This is a genomic window from Brevibacillus sp. FIR094, from assembly GCF_050477165.1.
Lineage (GTDB): Bacteria > Bacillota > Bacilli > Brevibacillales > Brevibacillaceae > Brevibacillus.
On record NZ_JBEAES010000026.1, the window covers coordinates 1 to 17,074 of the forward strand.

The 17,074-nt window shown below is 41.1% G+C and carries 17 protein-coding genes; 16 read left to right on the plus strand and 1 reads right to left on the minus strand.

Annotated features, from left to right (window positions below):
• Positions 1-161 precede the first annotated feature (161 nt).
• From ACQ5DJ_RS21080 to csrA, 10 genes are all read left to right on the plus strand, one after another.
• Positions 162-2,153 carry a DEAD/DEAH box helicase gene (locus ACQ5DJ_RS21080; protein ID WP_429844156.1) on the plus strand — a complete coding sequence of 664 codons (1,992 nt, stop codon included), beginning with the start codon at positions 162-164 and terminating at the stop codon, positions 2,151-2,153.
• 56 nt (positions 2,154-2,209) lie between these two features.
• A complete protein-coding gene (locus ACQ5DJ_RS21085; RefSeq protein WP_429844157.1) occupies positions 2,210-3,025 on the plus strand; it encodes a ComF family protein in 816 nt (271 codons plus the stop codon).
• Between the two features lie 89 nt (positions 3,026-3,114).
• Positions 3,115-3,543: a TIGR03826 family flagellar region protein gene (locus ACQ5DJ_RS21090; protein WP_429844158.1), complete on the plus strand. Its 429-nt coding sequence runs from the start codon at positions 3,115-3,117 to the stop codon at positions 3,541-3,543.
• A gap of 99 nt (positions 3,544-3,642) precedes the next feature.
• Positions 3,643-3,918 (plus strand): flagellar biosynthesis anti-sigma factor FlgM, encoded by a 276-nt coding sequence (flgM, locus tag ACQ5DJ_RS21095; protein WP_429844159.1) that lies wholly within the window; start codon positions 3,643-3,645, stop codon positions 3,916-3,918.
• Between the two features lie 18 nt (positions 3,919-3,936).
• A complete protein-coding gene (locus ACQ5DJ_RS21100; protein WP_429844160.1) occupies positions 3,937-4,428 on the plus strand; it encodes a flagellar protein FlgN in 492 nt (163 codons plus the stop codon).
• A 13-nt stretch (positions 4,429-4,441) separates the two neighbouring features.
• Positions 4,442-5,902 carry a flagellar hook-associated protein FlgK gene (gene flgK, locus ACQ5DJ_RS21105; protein ID WP_429844161.1) on the plus strand — a complete coding sequence of 487 codons (1,461 nt, stop codon included), beginning with the start codon at positions 4,442-4,444 and terminating at the stop codon, positions 5,900-5,902.
• Between the two features lie 32 nt (positions 5,903-5,934).
• Positions 5,935-6,822, plus strand: a complete 888-nt coding sequence (gene flgL, locus ACQ5DJ_RS21110) for a flagellar hook-associated protein FlgL (protein WP_429844162.1) — start codon at positions 5,935-5,937, stop codon at positions 6,820-6,822.
• A gap of 25 nt (positions 6,823-6,847) precedes the next feature.
• Positions 6,848-7,420 carry a DUF6470 family protein gene (locus ACQ5DJ_RS21115; protein WP_429844163.1) on the plus strand — a complete coding sequence of 191 codons (573 nt, stop codon included), beginning with the start codon at positions 6,848-6,850 and terminating at the stop codon, positions 7,418-7,420.
• A gap of 14 nt (positions 7,421-7,434) precedes the next feature.
• Complete coding sequence (fliW, locus tag ACQ5DJ_RS21120; protein ID WP_429844164.1) at positions 7,435-7,854, plus strand: flagellar assembly protein FliW; 420 nt, start codon at positions 7,435-7,437, stop codon at positions 7,852-7,854.
• Positions 7,855-7,858: 4 nt separating this feature from the next.
• On the plus strand, positions 7,859-8,107 hold the full coding sequence (csrA, locus tag ACQ5DJ_RS21125) for a carbon storage regulator CsrA (protein WP_429844165.1): 249 nt from the start codon (positions 7,859-7,861) through the stop codon (positions 8,105-8,107).
• A 137-nt stretch (positions 8,108-8,244) separates the two neighbouring features.
• Here csrA and fliB read toward each other — a convergent pair whose 3' ends face one another.
• Positions 8,245-9,480 (minus strand): flagellin lysine-N-methylase, encoded by a 1,236-nt coding sequence (gene fliB / locus ACQ5DJ_RS21130; protein WP_429844167.1) that lies wholly within the window; start codon positions 9,478-9,480, stop codon positions 8,245-8,247.
• Positions 9,481-9,722: 242 nt separating this feature from the next.
• Between fliB and ACQ5DJ_RS21135 the strand changes: the two genes are divergently transcribed.
• The 6 genes from ACQ5DJ_RS21135 to ACQ5DJ_RS21160 all read left to right on the plus strand — a co-directional run bounded on the left by ACQ5DJ_RS21135 (position 9,723) and on the right by ACQ5DJ_RS21160 (position 16,968).
• Complete coding sequence (locus ACQ5DJ_RS21135) at positions 9,723-10,544, plus strand: flagellin (RefSeq protein WP_429844168.1); 822 nt, start codon at positions 9,723-9,725, stop codon at positions 10,542-10,544.
• Positions 10,545-10,680: 136 nt separating this feature from the next.
• Positions 10,681-11,037: a flagellar protein FlaG gene (gene flaG, locus ACQ5DJ_RS21140; protein ID WP_429844169.1), complete on the plus strand. Its 357-nt coding sequence runs from the start codon at positions 10,681-10,683 to the stop codon at positions 11,035-11,037.
• Between the two features lie 14 nt (positions 11,038-11,051).
• Positions 11,052-12,524: a flagellar filament capping protein FliD gene (gene fliD, locus ACQ5DJ_RS21145; protein WP_429844170.1), complete on the plus strand. Its 1,473-nt coding sequence runs from the start codon at positions 11,052-11,054 to the stop codon at positions 12,522-12,524.
• 16 nt (positions 12,525-12,540) lie between these two features.
• On the plus strand, positions 12,541-12,918 hold the full coding sequence (gene fliS, locus ACQ5DJ_RS21150) for a flagellar export chaperone FliS (protein ID WP_429844171.1): 378 nt from the start codon (positions 12,541-12,543) through the stop codon (positions 12,916-12,918).
• A gap of 15 nt (positions 12,919-12,933) precedes the next feature.
• Positions 12,934-13,287: a hypothetical protein gene (locus ACQ5DJ_RS21155; RefSeq protein ID WP_429844172.1), complete on the plus strand. Its 354-nt coding sequence runs from the start codon at positions 12,934-12,936 to the stop codon at positions 13,285-13,287.
• Between the two features lie 213 nt (positions 13,288-13,500).
• Positions 13,501-16,968 (plus strand): IPT/TIG domain-containing protein, encoded by a 3,468-nt coding sequence (locus tag ACQ5DJ_RS21160; RefSeq protein ID WP_429844173.1) that lies wholly within the window; start codon positions 13,501-13,503, stop codon positions 16,966-16,968.
• The last annotated feature ends 106 nt before the right edge of the window (positions 16,969-17,074 follow it).

The following is a 17,074-nucleotide window of genomic DNA, read 5'->3' on the forward strand; positions in this document are numbered from 1 at the left end:
TTCTTAACGTTGCCTAGACTTTTTTAAAAGTGTCCTTTACAAAGGGGACAGTTTAGCATGTCGGCGGCTCTTTTATTTTTCTTTCGGGAACTGTGCTCAAAAAAATTTGCCGGACCTCTTGTCTTTTTGCACACTGTTTGTAAGAGGTGGAGGGGGAGCGTATGCACAAGTATTTGCTGTATATCAAAGCTGGCAGCGGCGGATCTACACATCAGGTGCAGGCTTATGTCACACCGAGCTTTTCTGTGGATCGTGCCTTTTGGCAGGAGAGGGAAGGCTGCGTACTGCATGTCATTGGTAAGACGGCGTCACTTGCGCTGGCCTTTTCCTTGCGTGAGAGGGTGAACGGGCATTTGGCTCAAGGAGTCAGGGAAGAACGGATGTTGACGGATGGGTATGTAAACGAGTTGAGGTCACTTGTGGCAACAACTGTGTGCGAAGCAAGCCGCCTGTATGGACGAGATGTAGAGAATGCGAGGGAACGTCGAGAACAGGGGTGGTTTACCTGGGAGCCAGTCGAGGCTAGTGTAAAAGTTACGTATCGAGATAGAGTAACACCGAAGAAATTCCTCGATGACCAGTTACGTCCTTTGGGTGGTCGTCAGCTTCTGCATAGGAGTTCATCTCTAGAGCATTCGGAAGCGGTTGTTTTGAGCGAGCTTCTGAGCGGGCGTGCGCTCTTTTGGGACGAGATCCTGACCTTGCTGAAAAAGCAAGCAGTGGACATTGAAGATTTGTCAGCCATTTTGCATTCCTTTGTGCTCGCAAACAAAGCGGAGTGGCGGCCTGGCATTCGGTTTTCGGTTGCAAAAGGCTGGTTGCGCAATCGATTAGAAATGGTTTGTGAGCGCTGTGGGAGTGTGGGGGAGAAGGTAGAGCTTACCTATTGCCATACGTGTGAGCAAGGCTGTGCCTACTGTACAGCCTGTTTGGGAATGGGCAGGAGTAAATGCTGCACGCCGTATTTCTTAATGGCAGTAGGTGGGCCGACGATTTGTCGTGCAGACAAATTAGAGAATGCGGTGAGGTTGGAGTGGACGGGAAAGTATTCGGCAGGTCAATCACGGGCAGCTGAGCGAGCGCGCTCTTTTGTAGCCAATCCGCGGCCGGGGTTGTCTGAGTTTTTGATTTGGGCTGTTTGCGGGGCAGGCAAAACAGAGCTTCTTTTTCCATCGGTCCAGGAGGCGCTCGTTGCAAGAGGCCGTGTACTGATTGCAACTCCACGGAAGGATGTCGTTCTTGAACTGGCACCGCGTATTCGCCGAGTTTTCCCAAAAGCAAAAGTGATTGCAGTTCATGGCTCCAGTACCGAGAAGTGGGAGGAGAGCGATATTACGATTGCCACAACCCATCAGGTAATACGCTATTACAAGAGGTTTTCGCTGGTGGTGCTCGATGAGGTGGATGCATTTCCTTATCACAATGATCCTGTTCTGTACCGTGCACTGTCCCGGGCCGTCGAGAGTAATGGCAAGTTGTTGTATTTGAGCGCGACACCTCCCAAGTATTTGCGCAAGCGACTTATGGAAAAAGCAAGTTCGACTGACAAGCATTCTGGAGTGATACCACTGTTTTCCGAGAAGCATGTTTTGCTCCCGGGGCGTTATCACGGATCGGCTCTTCCTGTTCCCAAGATTCTTACGGTGAGAGGACTGCACAAGCGCATCCTGGCAAGTCGGCTCGTGCATGAGTTCATTCATGCAGTGTGTTTCTCTCTTGATGCAAACAGGCAAGTATTTGTGTTTGTGCCACGAGTTGCAGAAGTGGAAAGGGTGCTCGAATATCTTCAGATGTGGATGCCATTACATGCAGCACAGATGACAAGTGTCCATGCAGCCGATCCCATGCGGGAAGAGAAGGTGGATGCATTTCGAAAAAAGCGCTATGCACTGATGGTAACCACAACGATATTGGAGCGGGGTGTGACGATACCGAAGAGCGATGTTGTGGTCTTGGGAGCTGAAGTTCCCGTATTTGACGAGGCATCCTTGGTTCAAATCGCGGGACGGGTAGGCAGATCGATTGACGACCCAACAGGCGGTGTATTGTTTTTGCAAGCTGATCGCGCTACTGCCCCCAAGCGGGCAGTACGGCAAATCAACCAGATGAATCAATTGGCTCAAAAGCTGACAGAGCAAGGAGTCTTCTCATGAAGGGAGAAAGCTGTGTCGCCTGCGGAAGGCTTATATCGAAACCTGAAAGGGAGAGGGTGGTACGAGATCGAGCTCGATTTCTGGTCAATCGAGCTAGCTACCCTGTTATGTATCGATTGCTGAAGGGCCTGATGTTGTGTGGAAACTGCTTGGAAGAGATGCCTTTTATCGGAGAAGAGATGTGTCTTGCGTGTGGTCGGGATATGAAAAGCGAGATTCGTAAATACAACGGGCGGTGCCGAGATTGCGTCAACAAAGCACATGAGGATGGGATGGATTTGAAGGCGAATAGGAGTCTCCTTTGCTATGACGATAAAGGTAAGGAGTTGCTCGGAATATTCAAATACAGAGGTGACGAGAGCTTGGCTGCTTATTTTGGGGCATTGTTGGCCATCGCGATGCATCGTTACTATTCACATATTGAATTCTCATGTATTACAACAGTACCTTTACATCCACTGCGCCTGAAGGAGCGCGGATTCAATCAGGTGGATTTGCTGGCTCAATATTTGGGAGGTGTGATCCATGTTCCAGTTCGCACATTGTTGCTCCGAACAAAAGACACGCCGAAGCTCAGCAAACAGTCAGGGCGAGTGGCTCGTTTGGAAAGCATGCGAGAAGCCTTTGCATGGACTGGGGATGCCGGGGTACCTTGTGTAACTGATAACTTTGTCGCTAGATTTTTTGGAAAAAATAATTTACTGGAGTTCAGAGTGACCGATGCCAGTTTGACTCGTCCAAATCCACCTCAAAAAATTTTGCTCATTGACGATATATACACGACAGGTTCAACCCTGCGCTCATGTGCCAAGACACTGCGAATACATTTGGGGAGAACATGTGAAATTTATTCCTTGACAATATACAGATAGCCAGGTTGTGAAAATTACGCTATTATGGAGGCATACATCATCAGTTTGAGAACCGTATGAACTTTCTGAATGTCAAAGGGGTTGTCGATATGTCTATGGGCAAGTTGGCAAACTGCTCGCGGTGTGATTCTTTATTTGTACAAGCAGTCCGTGACATTTGCCCCAAATGCTGTGAACAAGTAGAACAGGAATATGACAAATGCGCCCGATTTTTACGCAAGCGTGAAAATCGTGGGGCGAATATCCACCAGGTGAGCGAAGCCACAAGCGTAAGTGTGAAGCAAATTACAAAATTCATTAAAGAAGGGCGTATCTCCGTTGCAGGAAATCCCGGTCTTGGATATCCGTGCGAGCGTTGTGGGTTCATGATTCGATCTGGAAATATATGTGATTCGTGCATGCAGGGGTTAAGGTATGAAATTACCCAACAAGCCGAAGTGGAGCAGCGGTTGGAACAGGCAGAACGTGATAATTTGGCCCAAGCAGCTTATCGAAGAAAGCAGAATGCTGACGAATAGTTCCGATGAAAAAAACTAATTGAATGTGAGAAATATGCCGATGATACTACTAAGAGAATCATCGGTTTTATTTTTGGTTGCTTGAGAGGATGGATATTAATGCGTATTAATGAACCCAACCGTGCGGGGATGATCAACACTTACAATAAAACCGGTTCAAACCCGTTGAACAAAAATGGAAAAATCCCTATGGGAAAAGATGAGGTTAACATTTCAAGGGAAGCATTGGAAATGTTGAAGCAAGTGGAGGAGCCTAACGCTCCAGCGCGTAGGGAAAAAGTAGAACAGTTAAAAAAGCAGGTGGAGGATGGCGCCTATAAAGTTTCAAGTGAAAAGATTGCTGAGAAATTCCTATCCTTTTGGAAAAAGCTCTAAAGGAGCTGAGTTATTTTCATGAGACAACTTTTTGAATTGCTGGAAAACCTGCTGCAGTTTCATAAAGCACTATATACGTTGGCGACGCAGAAAAAAAGCGTCTTAATTAAAGGACATGTTGATGAACTTATTGCCATAACGAGTAAGGAACAGAAGTTGATTAAAGGTGTGATTATAGCCGAAGAAGAGCGGCAGAAGTTGATGAAGCAAATCGTATCAGAAAAAAGTATAGCTCTGCAAGACTATACGTTGGCTGAATTTATTAAATGGACGACAAGTGCTGAAGATAAAATTCAGTTGACAAATTATCGCAATGCTCTTATTCGGATTGTCTCTGATTTGCGAGATGCGAATGAGCTGAATCAGCAATTGCTGGGACAGTCCCTTTCGTTTGTGAATATTCAATTGGATATGATATTGGATACACCAGAAGAAGACTTCATTTATAAAAAACCTACAATTAGTAATTTGCCAGTACCAAATCGTGCCATTATAAATAACAAAGCTTAAATGGGGGGTTAACATGCGATCAACTTTTCACGGATTGGAAGTAGCGAAGAGGGGGATCTTCGCTCAACAGACAGCATTGAATACGACAGGGCATAACATTTCCAATGCCAACACGGAAGGATACACTCGCCAACGAGTCAATATGCAAGCGACCAATGGTCTTCCATATCCATCATTGAATGCTAGTAAAGAACCCGGAATTCTAGGCACAGGAGTACAGGTAACCGATATTCAGCGATTACGTGAAGGTTTTTTGGACCTGCAATTTAGAAATGAAAACAAGACGCTGGGATATTGGGATCAACGTGTAGATGCAGTAAACAAGATTGAGCAAATTATGCATGAACCATCCGAAACGGGATTACAAAAGGTAATGGATCAAATGTGGCAGGCGTGGCAAGACTTGTCAAAAGACCCAACAAGCTCTTCTGCTCGTGCTGTAGTACGAGAACGCTCTAATGCGGTGGCAGAGACTTTTAGTGGGATTTACAATCACCTGCAAACGATTCAGAAAGATTTTGATAATGTTGTTGGAATAAAAGTTGCGGAAATTAACTCCCTTGGGGAACAGATAGCACAAGTGAATAGAATGATTAATCAGGTAGTCCCTCACGGCTATACACCTAATGATTTGTATGATCAACGGGATGTTTTGATAGACAAACTATCCAAGCTGACAGATATCAGGGTAGTTCAGACTAACAATGGTATGGTTGATGTATTAATGGAAGGCTCACCTTTTGTTACTGCTGATACAACTACTCCTTTGGCTACAGTTCGCAATGGAATCACAGGTTTCTACGATATTACACTTGGGGGAGCAGCATTTATTCCTAGACAAGGCAGTCTTGCTGGCTTAGTAGAAGCACGAGATCAGTTGCTTCCTGAAACAATGAAGCGTCTCGATGTCTTGGCAATTAATTTGACAAAGGAAATCAATGAAATTCATAAAACAGGTTTTAGTTTGTCGGATATCCAAAATGGTGGGGGATCGTCAGGTATACCGTTTTTCGTAGATTCTGTCGGTGGTGTTACTAACCCGACAGGCGCCAATAAAATTAAAATTAATCCTACAATTCTAGGTAGTCTGGATACGATTGCGGTAGGAAAACAGCCATCAGTAGGAAATAATGAGAATGCCTTGGCCATTGCTTCCATCAAGTTTAAAATAATTAACCCTGGACTTGGTCCAAACGATTTTAAAGAAGCAACTACAATGGATGACTATTATCGAAATATAGTTGGTCAAATCGGTGTTTACGGCCAAGAAGCTACAAGGAATCAAAAAAATGCAGAAACGATCGTTGGGATGGTTGAGAATCAAAGGCAATCCGTTTCGGGTGTTTCGATTGATGAAGAGATGTCTAATCTTGTGAAATATCAACATGCATATAACGCTTCTGCACGTGCTATTACCAGTGTGGACGAGATATTGGATAAGGTTATTAATGGTATGGGACGAGTAGGATTGTAATAACAATCTGTGACGAAAGGAAGATTGTATAAATGTCTATGCGCGTAACACAGAGCATGCTAAACAGTAACATGCTTCGTAATGTAAATAATTCCATGGGAAATATGGATAGATTACAAGAACAACTCTCATCCGGCAAAAAAACATCTAAACCATCAGATGATCCTGTTCTAGCTACAAGAGCAATGTACTATCGCTCAGCTCTGATGGAAAATGATCAATACATTCGAAATGTAGATGAAGCCGAATCATGGATGGGTGCTACAGATAGTGCACTCGACGATGTAGGAAATGTGCTAAAAAGGGTACAGGAACTCATGGTGGCCTCAGGGAATGATGATCTCTCTGTAGAAGATCGTAAAGTTATGGCAAGTGAAATAGCTGAGCTTAAAAACCATTTAGGAACAGTTGCAAATCAAACCATTAATGGACGTTACATTTTTGCTGGTACAGATACGGATAAGCCTCCATATGATGTTGCAACTGGACAATTTACCAATACAAATAGCTCTCAAATAAACGTTGAGATTAGCCAAAATACTTATTCAGCTATTAATATAGATGCTCAAAAAGTATTTAATTCTCCAGCAACAAACAATATTTTTACGATCATGGATAAAGTGATTTCAAATCTGCAAACAGGTGTATCCTCTATGCCTCTCATGAACGATGTGAAGGGACAATTTGAGAATATATTGACAGAAAGAGCGGCATTAGGTGCTCGTGTAAATCGTATAGAATTGGTTCAAGAGAGATTGGCTAACAGTGAAGTCAACATTACGGCATTAAAATCCAAAAATGAAGATGTAGATGAGGCAGAGGCTATTACGCAATTGAAGACACAAGAAAATGTCCACAGAGCAGCGTTGTCAGCGGGTGCCAGAATTATTCAACCCTCTTTGCTAGATTTCCTCCGATAGAATATAATAAGGGGGAGGAACGTATATGCAGTTAGCCAGAATCCAAATGCAAAGTTCTCCGGCACAGATCGGGTTCACTACGCGTAATGCATTTCTTGAAATGCAGCAACCGCAGGCAGAAATGAATCTTCGACAAGAACCAGCTACCCTACAGATCAGTCAGGATGCAGGAGTTCTTTTCATTGATTCCTCGAGAGCGAGAGAGAGCAGCGGATTACGCTCGTCCATGCAATTTAGCGATGAAAATTACCAATTTTCGAAGCAGCAGTTACTTGATGCTATTGCCAGAATAAGTCAAGAAGGCGACAGCATGCGGGCAATTGAAAATCCAGGAAATGCAATTGCTGCCTTGGCTTTTGATAAGATCGGGATCAGTCCTACTCCGCTATCTACACCTTCGAGTCTAGATGAAGGCGTGGATGTTACTTATCAGGCCAAGCCTGTGGAGATTCATGTAAAACGGGGAGGTATGAAAATGGATCCTGTCTACAGACCTCCTATTTATAAATATAAACCTGGTGATGTAAATGTGTATATGAAGCAATATCAACAATTACGTATTGAAGTCGTAGGCTTGAATATGGACCAATCTCTATAAGGAGGATACCTGCTATGGCTAGTGAGCAAAAAATAGAGATAGGAAAGTTTTTTTTTGAAGAAGGTATTCTCGGATTTGAGCATTTACAGTTCTTTCACTTAGTCAAAGAAGAAAACGAAAGTCCCTTTTATTCACTTCAGTCATTGGAAGATGACCAGATTAGTTTTTGGGTAGTTGATCCGTTCAATTTTTTCCCAGAGTATGAATTTTCACTCCATAGTCAAGCAAAGATGGCGCTGCATATAGAAGAGAATCATTCTATCCTCGTCGTGAACATTGTTACAATACGTGGAGAAAATAATATTACGGTTAACTTAAAGGCACCTATAGTTATTAATCAAGGTAATCGAATGGCGAAACAAGTAATTCTTAACGAGGAAAATTACGAAGTTCGTCAACCACTGTTTCAAAAACAGTTGGAAAAAAGTAGGTGACGATATGTTAGTCCTATCCCGGAAAAAAAATGAGTCTATCATGATTGGAGACTTAATCGAGATAAAAGTAGTTGCAGTGGATGGGGATCTCGTACGTATCGGTATAGAGGCTCCACTTGACTATGACATTTACCGTAAAGAAATCTATATAGCCATCCAGCAAGAAAACAAACTGGCTACACAAAATAAGGTAGAGTGGTCTTCTTTAAAACAGTTAGTTGATCAAGGCAAATTAACAGGTGACTCCAATTAAGTTATTGGGGTCACCTGTTTTCGTTTTGTTTTTAATAAGTCTGAAAAGAAAACTGCTTATATTAAAGAAAACCAATAGAAAACCCGTAAGAGGAACACTTTTAAAAGCTTCCTTTACGGGTTACTGATGTTTAAAAATTAATTTTTTACAAGAATCGCCATTCCTGCAAGAGAATTACAATCATTCGCTTTTAAAACCTCAAGGGCAAGTTTTGAAAAGCTGCCATTATGCTCAATTGTTTTAGCAATAGATTGTATACACAGAATAACATGTTCTAAGTTAAAAGTTTCTTTGTGGTAGGCTGCCATACCAACCAAGTACACTTTAATAATTCCGTATTGAACGATTAACTTTACGTAGTCTGTCATGCATTCCATTCCGCTTCCTAATGGAAATAAATTTTTGAATATGTGATTAACCAAATAGTTTTCCAGGATGTAGTGATGGGTATCCATAAATGGCTGATAATAATTGGCGAAAGCGTTCTGATATCGTATCGTTAAATCTTCAATCGTAGTTTCCTCTGTGAATCCAATGCCGTTGATTAATGCATGATGACATTCAAGATAACGTGGATTAGAGATACCTAAGGTCACCCTTAGATCTATTAAGCTCTTGATAAGCAAGATTTGTGGTGTCCATTCTACTGGCACTGCCTGAAGGCTCTCATTTAACGAACCCTGATCAATAAGAGTGTCATAGTGATTGATGATGAGAGGGATATCTGTTTCCTTATTAGCAAGGATAAGATCTTGGACATTTTGGAGGAAAATTCCCAAGAGCATCAGCCGATCAGGCAATTCGTAGTTACGGTTTTGCAGAAGGCGAATACTAAAGATTCTCAAGTCCCAGAAGTAAGAAGAGAGTTTGTCGTTGATAGAGTTAGTATCGATAAAACCTTGCACAGCATGCTTAGTATGTAAAGGTTCCTCAATCTCATCGAATTCCATTTTATTCGGATTTAGTAATGCCAATCGGGCTGCTTCTGGACAAGACATTGTTGCGGAACGTTCTACAACATGATTGACTACATTACTGACCCGAGGATAAGACATACAAATATTTGATAAATAATCTTCGCCAAGCTGAAGTTGTACTTTGCATAGCTTCTCTTCATTCAACATAGGACAACCCGCGTTTGCTTGGACATCTATTTTAGCGTACGTTTTTTCAGTTGGGTTAGTCCGATTTCGTTTTATATGAGTTGAAATTAATTGCTTCATTTCAGGATCTTTTACTTTGTTGTATTTGAAATAGGTTGACTTGTCGATGTCAACACGCCATCCTGAGCAACAAGTATCCTCACATGCTGAACCGATACATGAAAAAGCACGTAAGTAACTAGGGACTAAGATCTTTCGTTTTTGTTTCATAGCTGCTTTCCTCCTACTTGTTTCTCTTTTAAATAATATATCGGTAATCTGGTATTATCTAGAGAGTATTGATAATTAGCATCAGCTAAAATGTTTTCAAAAATTTTTTAAAAAAGTACTAAAAGAATGAAATGCCTCTTCCGATAATAGTAGTGTAAGGGGAAGAACAAGCGCGCGATTGCTCTTAACCCCCAAAAAATTGGTCACAGGGACGTGGCCTTTATACTCAAGGAGGAAATGACATGATTATCAACCACAACCTTTCTGCTATGAATACTCACCGTCAACTCGGTGTAAACTCTGGTAACCTCTCTAAAAACGTAGAAAAACTGTCTTCTGGCTACCGTATTAACCGTGCTGCTGACGATGCTGCTGGTCTCTCCATCTCTGAGCGTATGCGTTCCCAAATTCGTGGTATGGATCAAGCATCCCGCAACGCTCAAGACGGTATCTCTCTCGTGCAAACAGCTGAGGGTGCACTGCAAACAGTAAACAACATGCTCGTTCGTATCAAAGAATTGGCTACTCAAGCAGCTAACGGAACTTATGATGCTACAGCAGACTTGGCTCGTATTAACGAAGAAGTAAAAGAGCTGTCCTCTGAGATCACAAATATTAAAGACAACACTAAATTCAACGGTATCAAATTGTTGGATGGTTCTAAAGCTACTATCGATCTCCAAATCGGTATCGAAGCTGGTCAAGTGTTGAAACTTGATGGAACTAAATTCAAAATCGATACAGTTGAAACTGCTGTTCAAGGTTATGATTTCACTACTCAAGCAGGTGCTAATGGTAAGCTTGCTGATATTGAAACTCAAATCAACTCTGTGAGTGCGGCGCGTTCTTACCTCGGTGCTAACCAAAACCGTCTGGAGAACACAATCAACAACCTGAACATCACTTCTGAGAACCTGCAAGCAGCTGAATCCCGTATCCGTGATCTGGATATGGCAAAAGAGCAAATGACATTTACAAAGAACAACATCCTTACTCAAGCTGCACAAGCTATGTTGGCACAAGCAAACCAATTGCCACAAGGTGTTCTGCAACTGTTGCGTTAATAGAAAGCGTCAAAAAAGAGAGCGGGCTTCCCTGCTCTCTTTTTTTTGCATTTATAGAAAAGCATTCAAAAACGTATCAAACTTTCATAGAAACAATCCGATAACATCAATATGATATGTTTTTAGGGGGAGAGGCATGAATATTGGCTCAGTCAATCCACAGGGAAAGGCAAGTCAGCTTGTATCAGAAATGTCTCTGAACAGTGCAGGTCGACAACATGGCATACAAAATAACATTCCTGTAGGGACAGAGGGAGACACTCAATTAGGGAGAGAACACCTAGAAAGGCAATTAGATACTCTCAATAAGTTTGTTCAAACAACGGATACACATTTGAAATTTACACTCCATGAAAAGTTAAATGAGTACTTCGTGCAGATCGTGGACAATGAGACGAATGAGGTAGTTAGAGAAGTGCCGTCTAAAAAAATTCTAGATTTAGCAGCAAAGTTTCAGGAAATGATTGGGATATTGGTTGACGAAAAAAGATAGGGGGAATGGGCAAGATGGTAAGTAATATTCGCTTTGGCGGGATGGCATCAGGTCTTGATACTGAAAAAATGGTTAAGGATTTAATGAATGCTGAACGTGCACCACTTAATAAACTAAAACGGAAGAAACAAATAGAGGAATGGAGACGTGATTCCTATCGTGAAATGAACGCGAGTATGTTGGAATTTCAGAAATCTCTAGATAACTTGCGTTTCGCAGCAAATTTCGATAAGAAAAAGGCAGTACCGGACAATGATACAGCAGTATCAATTAAAACAACGGGGAAGCCAGTACTGAGCAATTACGCAATAAAAGTTAATGAAATCGGAGAAGCTTCAGTACCAGCTTCAGCTGACCTTTCTCCTACGCTAGCAAATTCATCAACTTTATTTACAAGTAATTTTTCCATCAAGCTTTCTTCTAGTGCGGGAGCTGCTACTATTGATGTAACGACCTCTGACACAATTGATAGTGTGATTCGAAAAATAAACCAATCTTCTACTGGGGTAAAAGCTACTTATTTTAACAACAAGCTTGTTCTTAACAATAATGATGGTACTACTTTTAATTTGGAAGTCACCAATGGGAATGCAGCAGAGCTCGGTTTAGGAGGAGTGGGCAGCACAAAAACGGCTACTCCTGGAAAACCCGGTAAGGAAACTGAAGTAGAAATTAATGGTGTGGTTCATAAATTTAAGGGAAACACGTTTACTTATGATGGTATGGAAATTACCGTTAAACAAAAAACCACAGGCACAGTTGGTGTGAATGTAACACAAGATGAGGATACGGTATTCAATAGTATTAAAAACTTTATCACAAAATATAATGAGGTTTTAGATAAAGTAAACTCAAAGATCTCTGAAAAGAAAAACCGTGGGTATGAACCCCTCCTTGACGAAGATCGTGAAAAGCTTCCTGAAAAGACAGCTGACAAGTTGGAAGAAATGGCGAAAAGCGGAATTTTGCAACGTGATTCTATTCTAACGAGTGGTCTGGATGCCTTGCGTTTTGCTTTGTCGAATCCTCTAAAGGGCGCAGACCCTAAATTTGATACTTTAAGCGAAATAGGAATAACAGGGGCACCTAATAGCAAGTATGCTTATTTAGATAAAGGAAAACTGTATGTTGACGAAGCAAAATTACGAGAGGCAATAAATAAAAATGGTGATAAAGTAGTACAATTGTTTACACAGTTCAGTAGCACAAAAGATCCGAAGGAAACAGGTCTCGCTCAGAGATTATATAATGAACTCGACAAGAGCATTAAACTAATTTCAGCTAAAGCAGGAAATACCACACTTGCTGTTGACGATAGTGTAATTGGTAAAAGTCTTACACAAATAAGCAAGGATATTGATAGGTGGGAAGATCGTTTAGTTGAAATAGAAAATCGACATTGGAAGAAGTTCACAGCCATGGAAAAGGCTTTATCAAAATATAATTCTCAGAACTCATGGTTCGCAAATATGTCAGGTGGACAGTAAAGAAGGGGAGATGGTTGTGTACCAAAGTGCTGCACAGACCTATCAAAATAACCAAGTTACAACCGCAACTCCGGCAGAATTAACACTCATGTTATATAATGGGGCAATAAAATTTATTAAACAAACACGCACTTCAATCAATAACGGTGATTTGGAAAAAGCTAATGAATTTAGCAAGAGAGTGCAGGATATCTTACAAGAATTAATTCTGACTTTAAATAAAGAGTATCCGTTGGCTGAACAAATGATGATGATATATGAATTTATGTTGTCACGATTAGTTGAATCAAATATAAGAAAAGATACTGTTATTCTAGATGAAGTGGAAGAGTTTTTTATCCAATTTCGGGACACGTGGAAGGAAGCCATGTTAATAGCGAAGAAAGAGGCGTAGATAGGAGGGGAGACGATGTCGGTGACTATCGAAGCCTTAGTGTACGAGCTCCTGCAAGAGACACTAATTTTAAAAGATACGTTAAATCAAAAAGAGGTAGAGCCAGAAGAGCTAATTACTATTCTTGAAAAAAGAGAAGTAATCATGGACAAATTAACACCCGTTCTTCCGACATTAAATGATGAACAAAGGAAAATCTTAGTGCAAGCTGAAGAAGTAAATTCCGGTTTGCTTTCAGACTTGCTAGCTCACCAGAATCGAATTAGTTCGAAGCTTACTGAAATTAAGCAATTAAAAGTAGCCTCGAATAGTTATCACAATAATAATCCTACAGCTGAATATGGCTTTTTCTTCGATAAGAAAAAATAGAAATTGTGAATGTAATGTAAGGAGCGCTTCCGTTTTTCTTCGGAAGCGTATTTTTCTATGTATATCTAAAGGAAGAAGACATTGAGACCGATACTAGTAGTAGTGAAATGTTGAGATTAGGAAATAGGTCTCGATATGTAACGATCTAATAGAAAAACAGTAGTAAAAAAATACTAATGTTTTTTTATATATTATTTTGGGAGGAAAAAATGGATGGGAACAATCATGAAGAAAATTACGATTATGTTGTCTTTGCTTCTCGTTTTTTCTGGTGTTCCGCTTCATTCAGCTTTTGCAGCAGTTAATGACTATGTAACTGTTTCAAAAAGTGTCGATCCAACGTCAGTAACGACTGAGGAAGAAGCAGAAGTCACTCTGAATATTCAGGGTACTCCACCGGTCACTGTTGTTCAGCCTAATGATGTCATACTTATCATTGATAAGTCAGGAAGTATGGCACCTGGAGCTAACAACGGTGAAGATAAAATGAAAGCAGCCAAAGATGCAGCGAAAGGCTTTATCGACTTGATGGATCTAACAAAGCATCAGGTGGGAATTGTGGATTTTAGCTCGTCAAGTTTGACTAAAACCTTCCCATTGACCACGGATGCTTCAGCGGCAAAAGAATATGTTGATACCATTACCGCAAACGGTAGTACTGCCACTGGAGATGCGATTGAAAAAGCTATGGCCGAACTAGAGAATCATCGACCAGAAGCAAGGCCCGTTATTGTCATTATGACAGATGGTGATGCAACTGAGCCTAAAAACAATGCCTACGACTATGCGAAACAGTGGGCACAATCAGCAAAAGATGCTGGGATTACTTTTTATACAATTGCCCTCTTAAAATCTTCGGATAATCCAAATGCTAGTGGTCCTAATCAATTGTTGAAAGAAATGGCGACTACATCGTCTCACCATCACTTCGTGTTAGGCTCTGCAGGCTTGAAGGAAATATACGCAGCGATCGTGAAAGAAATTGGGATGGCATCTGCGTATGATGTTGTGCTAAACGATATCGTCTCACCAGACTTTGAGATTGTACCAGGGTCCTATGATAACAATATTCCCAAACCAACTGTAAAAGGGAATACATTAACATGGCAATTTACTGAGTTAAAGAATAATACTCTTACCTTCAAATACAAGATAAAGCCAAAGGATCCAAGTAAAGTTGGTATCTTACCGATTTCGACGAATGATGCAATGGTTTCCTATAAGGACTATGCTGGCGCATCTCGTACAAAATCAATACCAAATGTAACCCTTCAAGTGAAGTATCCAGCTCCAGCAATTACTTCTATTGAAAAGAATGTTGGACACCCGGATGGTGGAGAAACTGTAACTATCACAGGTAAGCATTTTAGAACAGGAGCAACTGTGAATTTTGGTTCAGTTGCAGCAAAAAATGTTCAAATCTTGAGTTCAGATAAAATTGTGGTTACTACCCCTCCAGGTCCCCAAGGGGATGTAGCGGTAACTGTTGTGAATACAGATGGTCAAAAAGGCTCTGGACAATATCAATACAAAGCAGATCCTAAAGTTACCACTATTCAACCGGCACATGGCCCATTAAGTGGCGGTACATTGATTTTTATCAATGGTAATTATTTTATGAATGGGATGAAAGTTAAGTTTGGAGATAAAGAGGTTCAATTAGATACGTATGCTGGACCAACTTATATAAAAGTTAAGGCCCCAGTGGCTACTGTAGCTGGACCTGTTGATCTAGTATTTACTAACCCGGACGGGTCTTCACTTACTGTTCCCGGTGCTTATACTTACGATGCCCCAGTTGTAGAAAAACTGGAAGTAACGAATATTACACCTAACACAGGTGAATTAGTTGGTGGAGAGTTTGTTTTCCTGGATGGGAAAAAATTTGCTCAAGGAGTAAAGGTCTATTTTGGAGGAGTAGAAGCCGCACTATCTACTTATTTCTCAGATGCACGCATAAAAGTGAAAGTGCCGGCAGCAACAACTCCAGGTCCTGTTGAAGTAAAAGTGGTTAATCCGGATGGAGAAAATATTTCTATAAAGGATGGCTATACTTATAAGCCCGCTCCAGAGCTCCCTGCCCCAGAAATTACAAAAATTACACCTAATACTGGTCTAAAGGCCGGCGGAGATAATGTCACGATTGAAGGCAAAAATTTTGTTCAAGGTATTAAAGTATACTTTGGATCTAACGAAGCAGTAGTTAAAAGTTTTGCTTCAAGTACGAAAATAACCGTAACTTCTCCGTCAGTAGCCTCTGCTGGAGAAGTAGAAGTGAAAGTTGTCAACCCGGATAGTAAAGAGGCAATAAAAGTTTCAGGTTTTAAATACTTAGATGCTCCACCGGTTCTCCCGCCAACTATTAAAACTATTTCACCTGACAATGGTCCTTTGGTTGGTGGAACATTTGTATATATTGATGGTACGGAGTTCGTTCAAGGATCGAAAGTGTATTTTGGTAAGGTAGAGGTTCCAGTAGGTGCTTATTATTCTAAAGAACGAATCCGAGTTACCGCTCCGGCTGCCAGTGCAGCAGGCCCTGTAGATGTTAAAATCGTAAATCCAGATGGCGGGGAAGGTACTAAAAATGCAGGCTATACTTATAATGCACCACCACCTGCACCTGCACCGGTAATCACCACAATTACGCCTAATACTGATTTGTTAACAGGTGGTACACCCGTTTATATTGATGGTCAGAACTTCGTTCAAGGATTAAAAGTTTATTTCGGTAGCACTGAAGTTCCAGTAAACGTTTTTTACAGTAATACTCGGATTAAAGTTACTTCTCCTTCTTCTTCAGTAGAGGGACCTGTAGATGTGAAGTTTGTCAACCCGGATGGAAAGGAAGGAATAAAAGCTGCTGGTTTTACTTTCCTTAAACCACCGCCGCAAATCGTGGAAATCACCAAAATTTCTCCAGACAAAGGCAATGCTAGCGGAGGCGGATTCGTCTATTTGGATGGTTCGAACTTTAAGCAAGATGCAATGGTGAATTTTGGACCAAACGCAGTGAAGATAGACTATTTCTACAGTGCTTCTCGCGTCCGAGTAAAAGCTCCGTCGTCTAAAGGATATGAAGGCCCTGTTGACGTTACAGTTACAAATGGAGATGGACAAAGTTTTACTGTTTCAAACGGATACACGTATGAAATTCCAGCACCACAAATAACTGGTATTACTCCAAAGAATGGACCGATGGCTGGAGGAACATTTGTATATATTGATGGTATAAACTTCAGTCCCGATATGACTCTCACAGTCGATGGGAAATCAGTGCCTATTGGAGTTTATTATAGTGATACCCGTATCAGGATAACTACTCCTGCAAGTTCTACTTCAGGTGCAGTGCCAATTGTTATCACTATGCCAAATGGAGCGAATGCATCAACAACATTTACGTATGATGCCCCGCCTCAGACACCTGCTCCAGTTATTACAAAAATTACCCCAACAAGTGGTCCTGTCACTGGAGGAACCTTTATATACGTTGATGGAACTGGGTTTATAAATGGATTAAAAGTATACATGAATGACATTGAAATACCAGTTTCTTATTTCTACAGCGATGTCCGAATCAGATTAGCATCACCTCCTACTAATAGTCCGGGTACAGTCCCTATTAAATTTGTTAACCCAGACGGTAAAGAGAGCAATACTATTAATTTCGAGTACAAATAGTAAGCCAAGTGAAAAGTCGCCAGATCATTTTCTGGCGATTTTTTCTTATACGCTCTTTGCTCAGATTGTAGCTTGAGGATAGTTTGGTATAATGAATGAAGCTAGT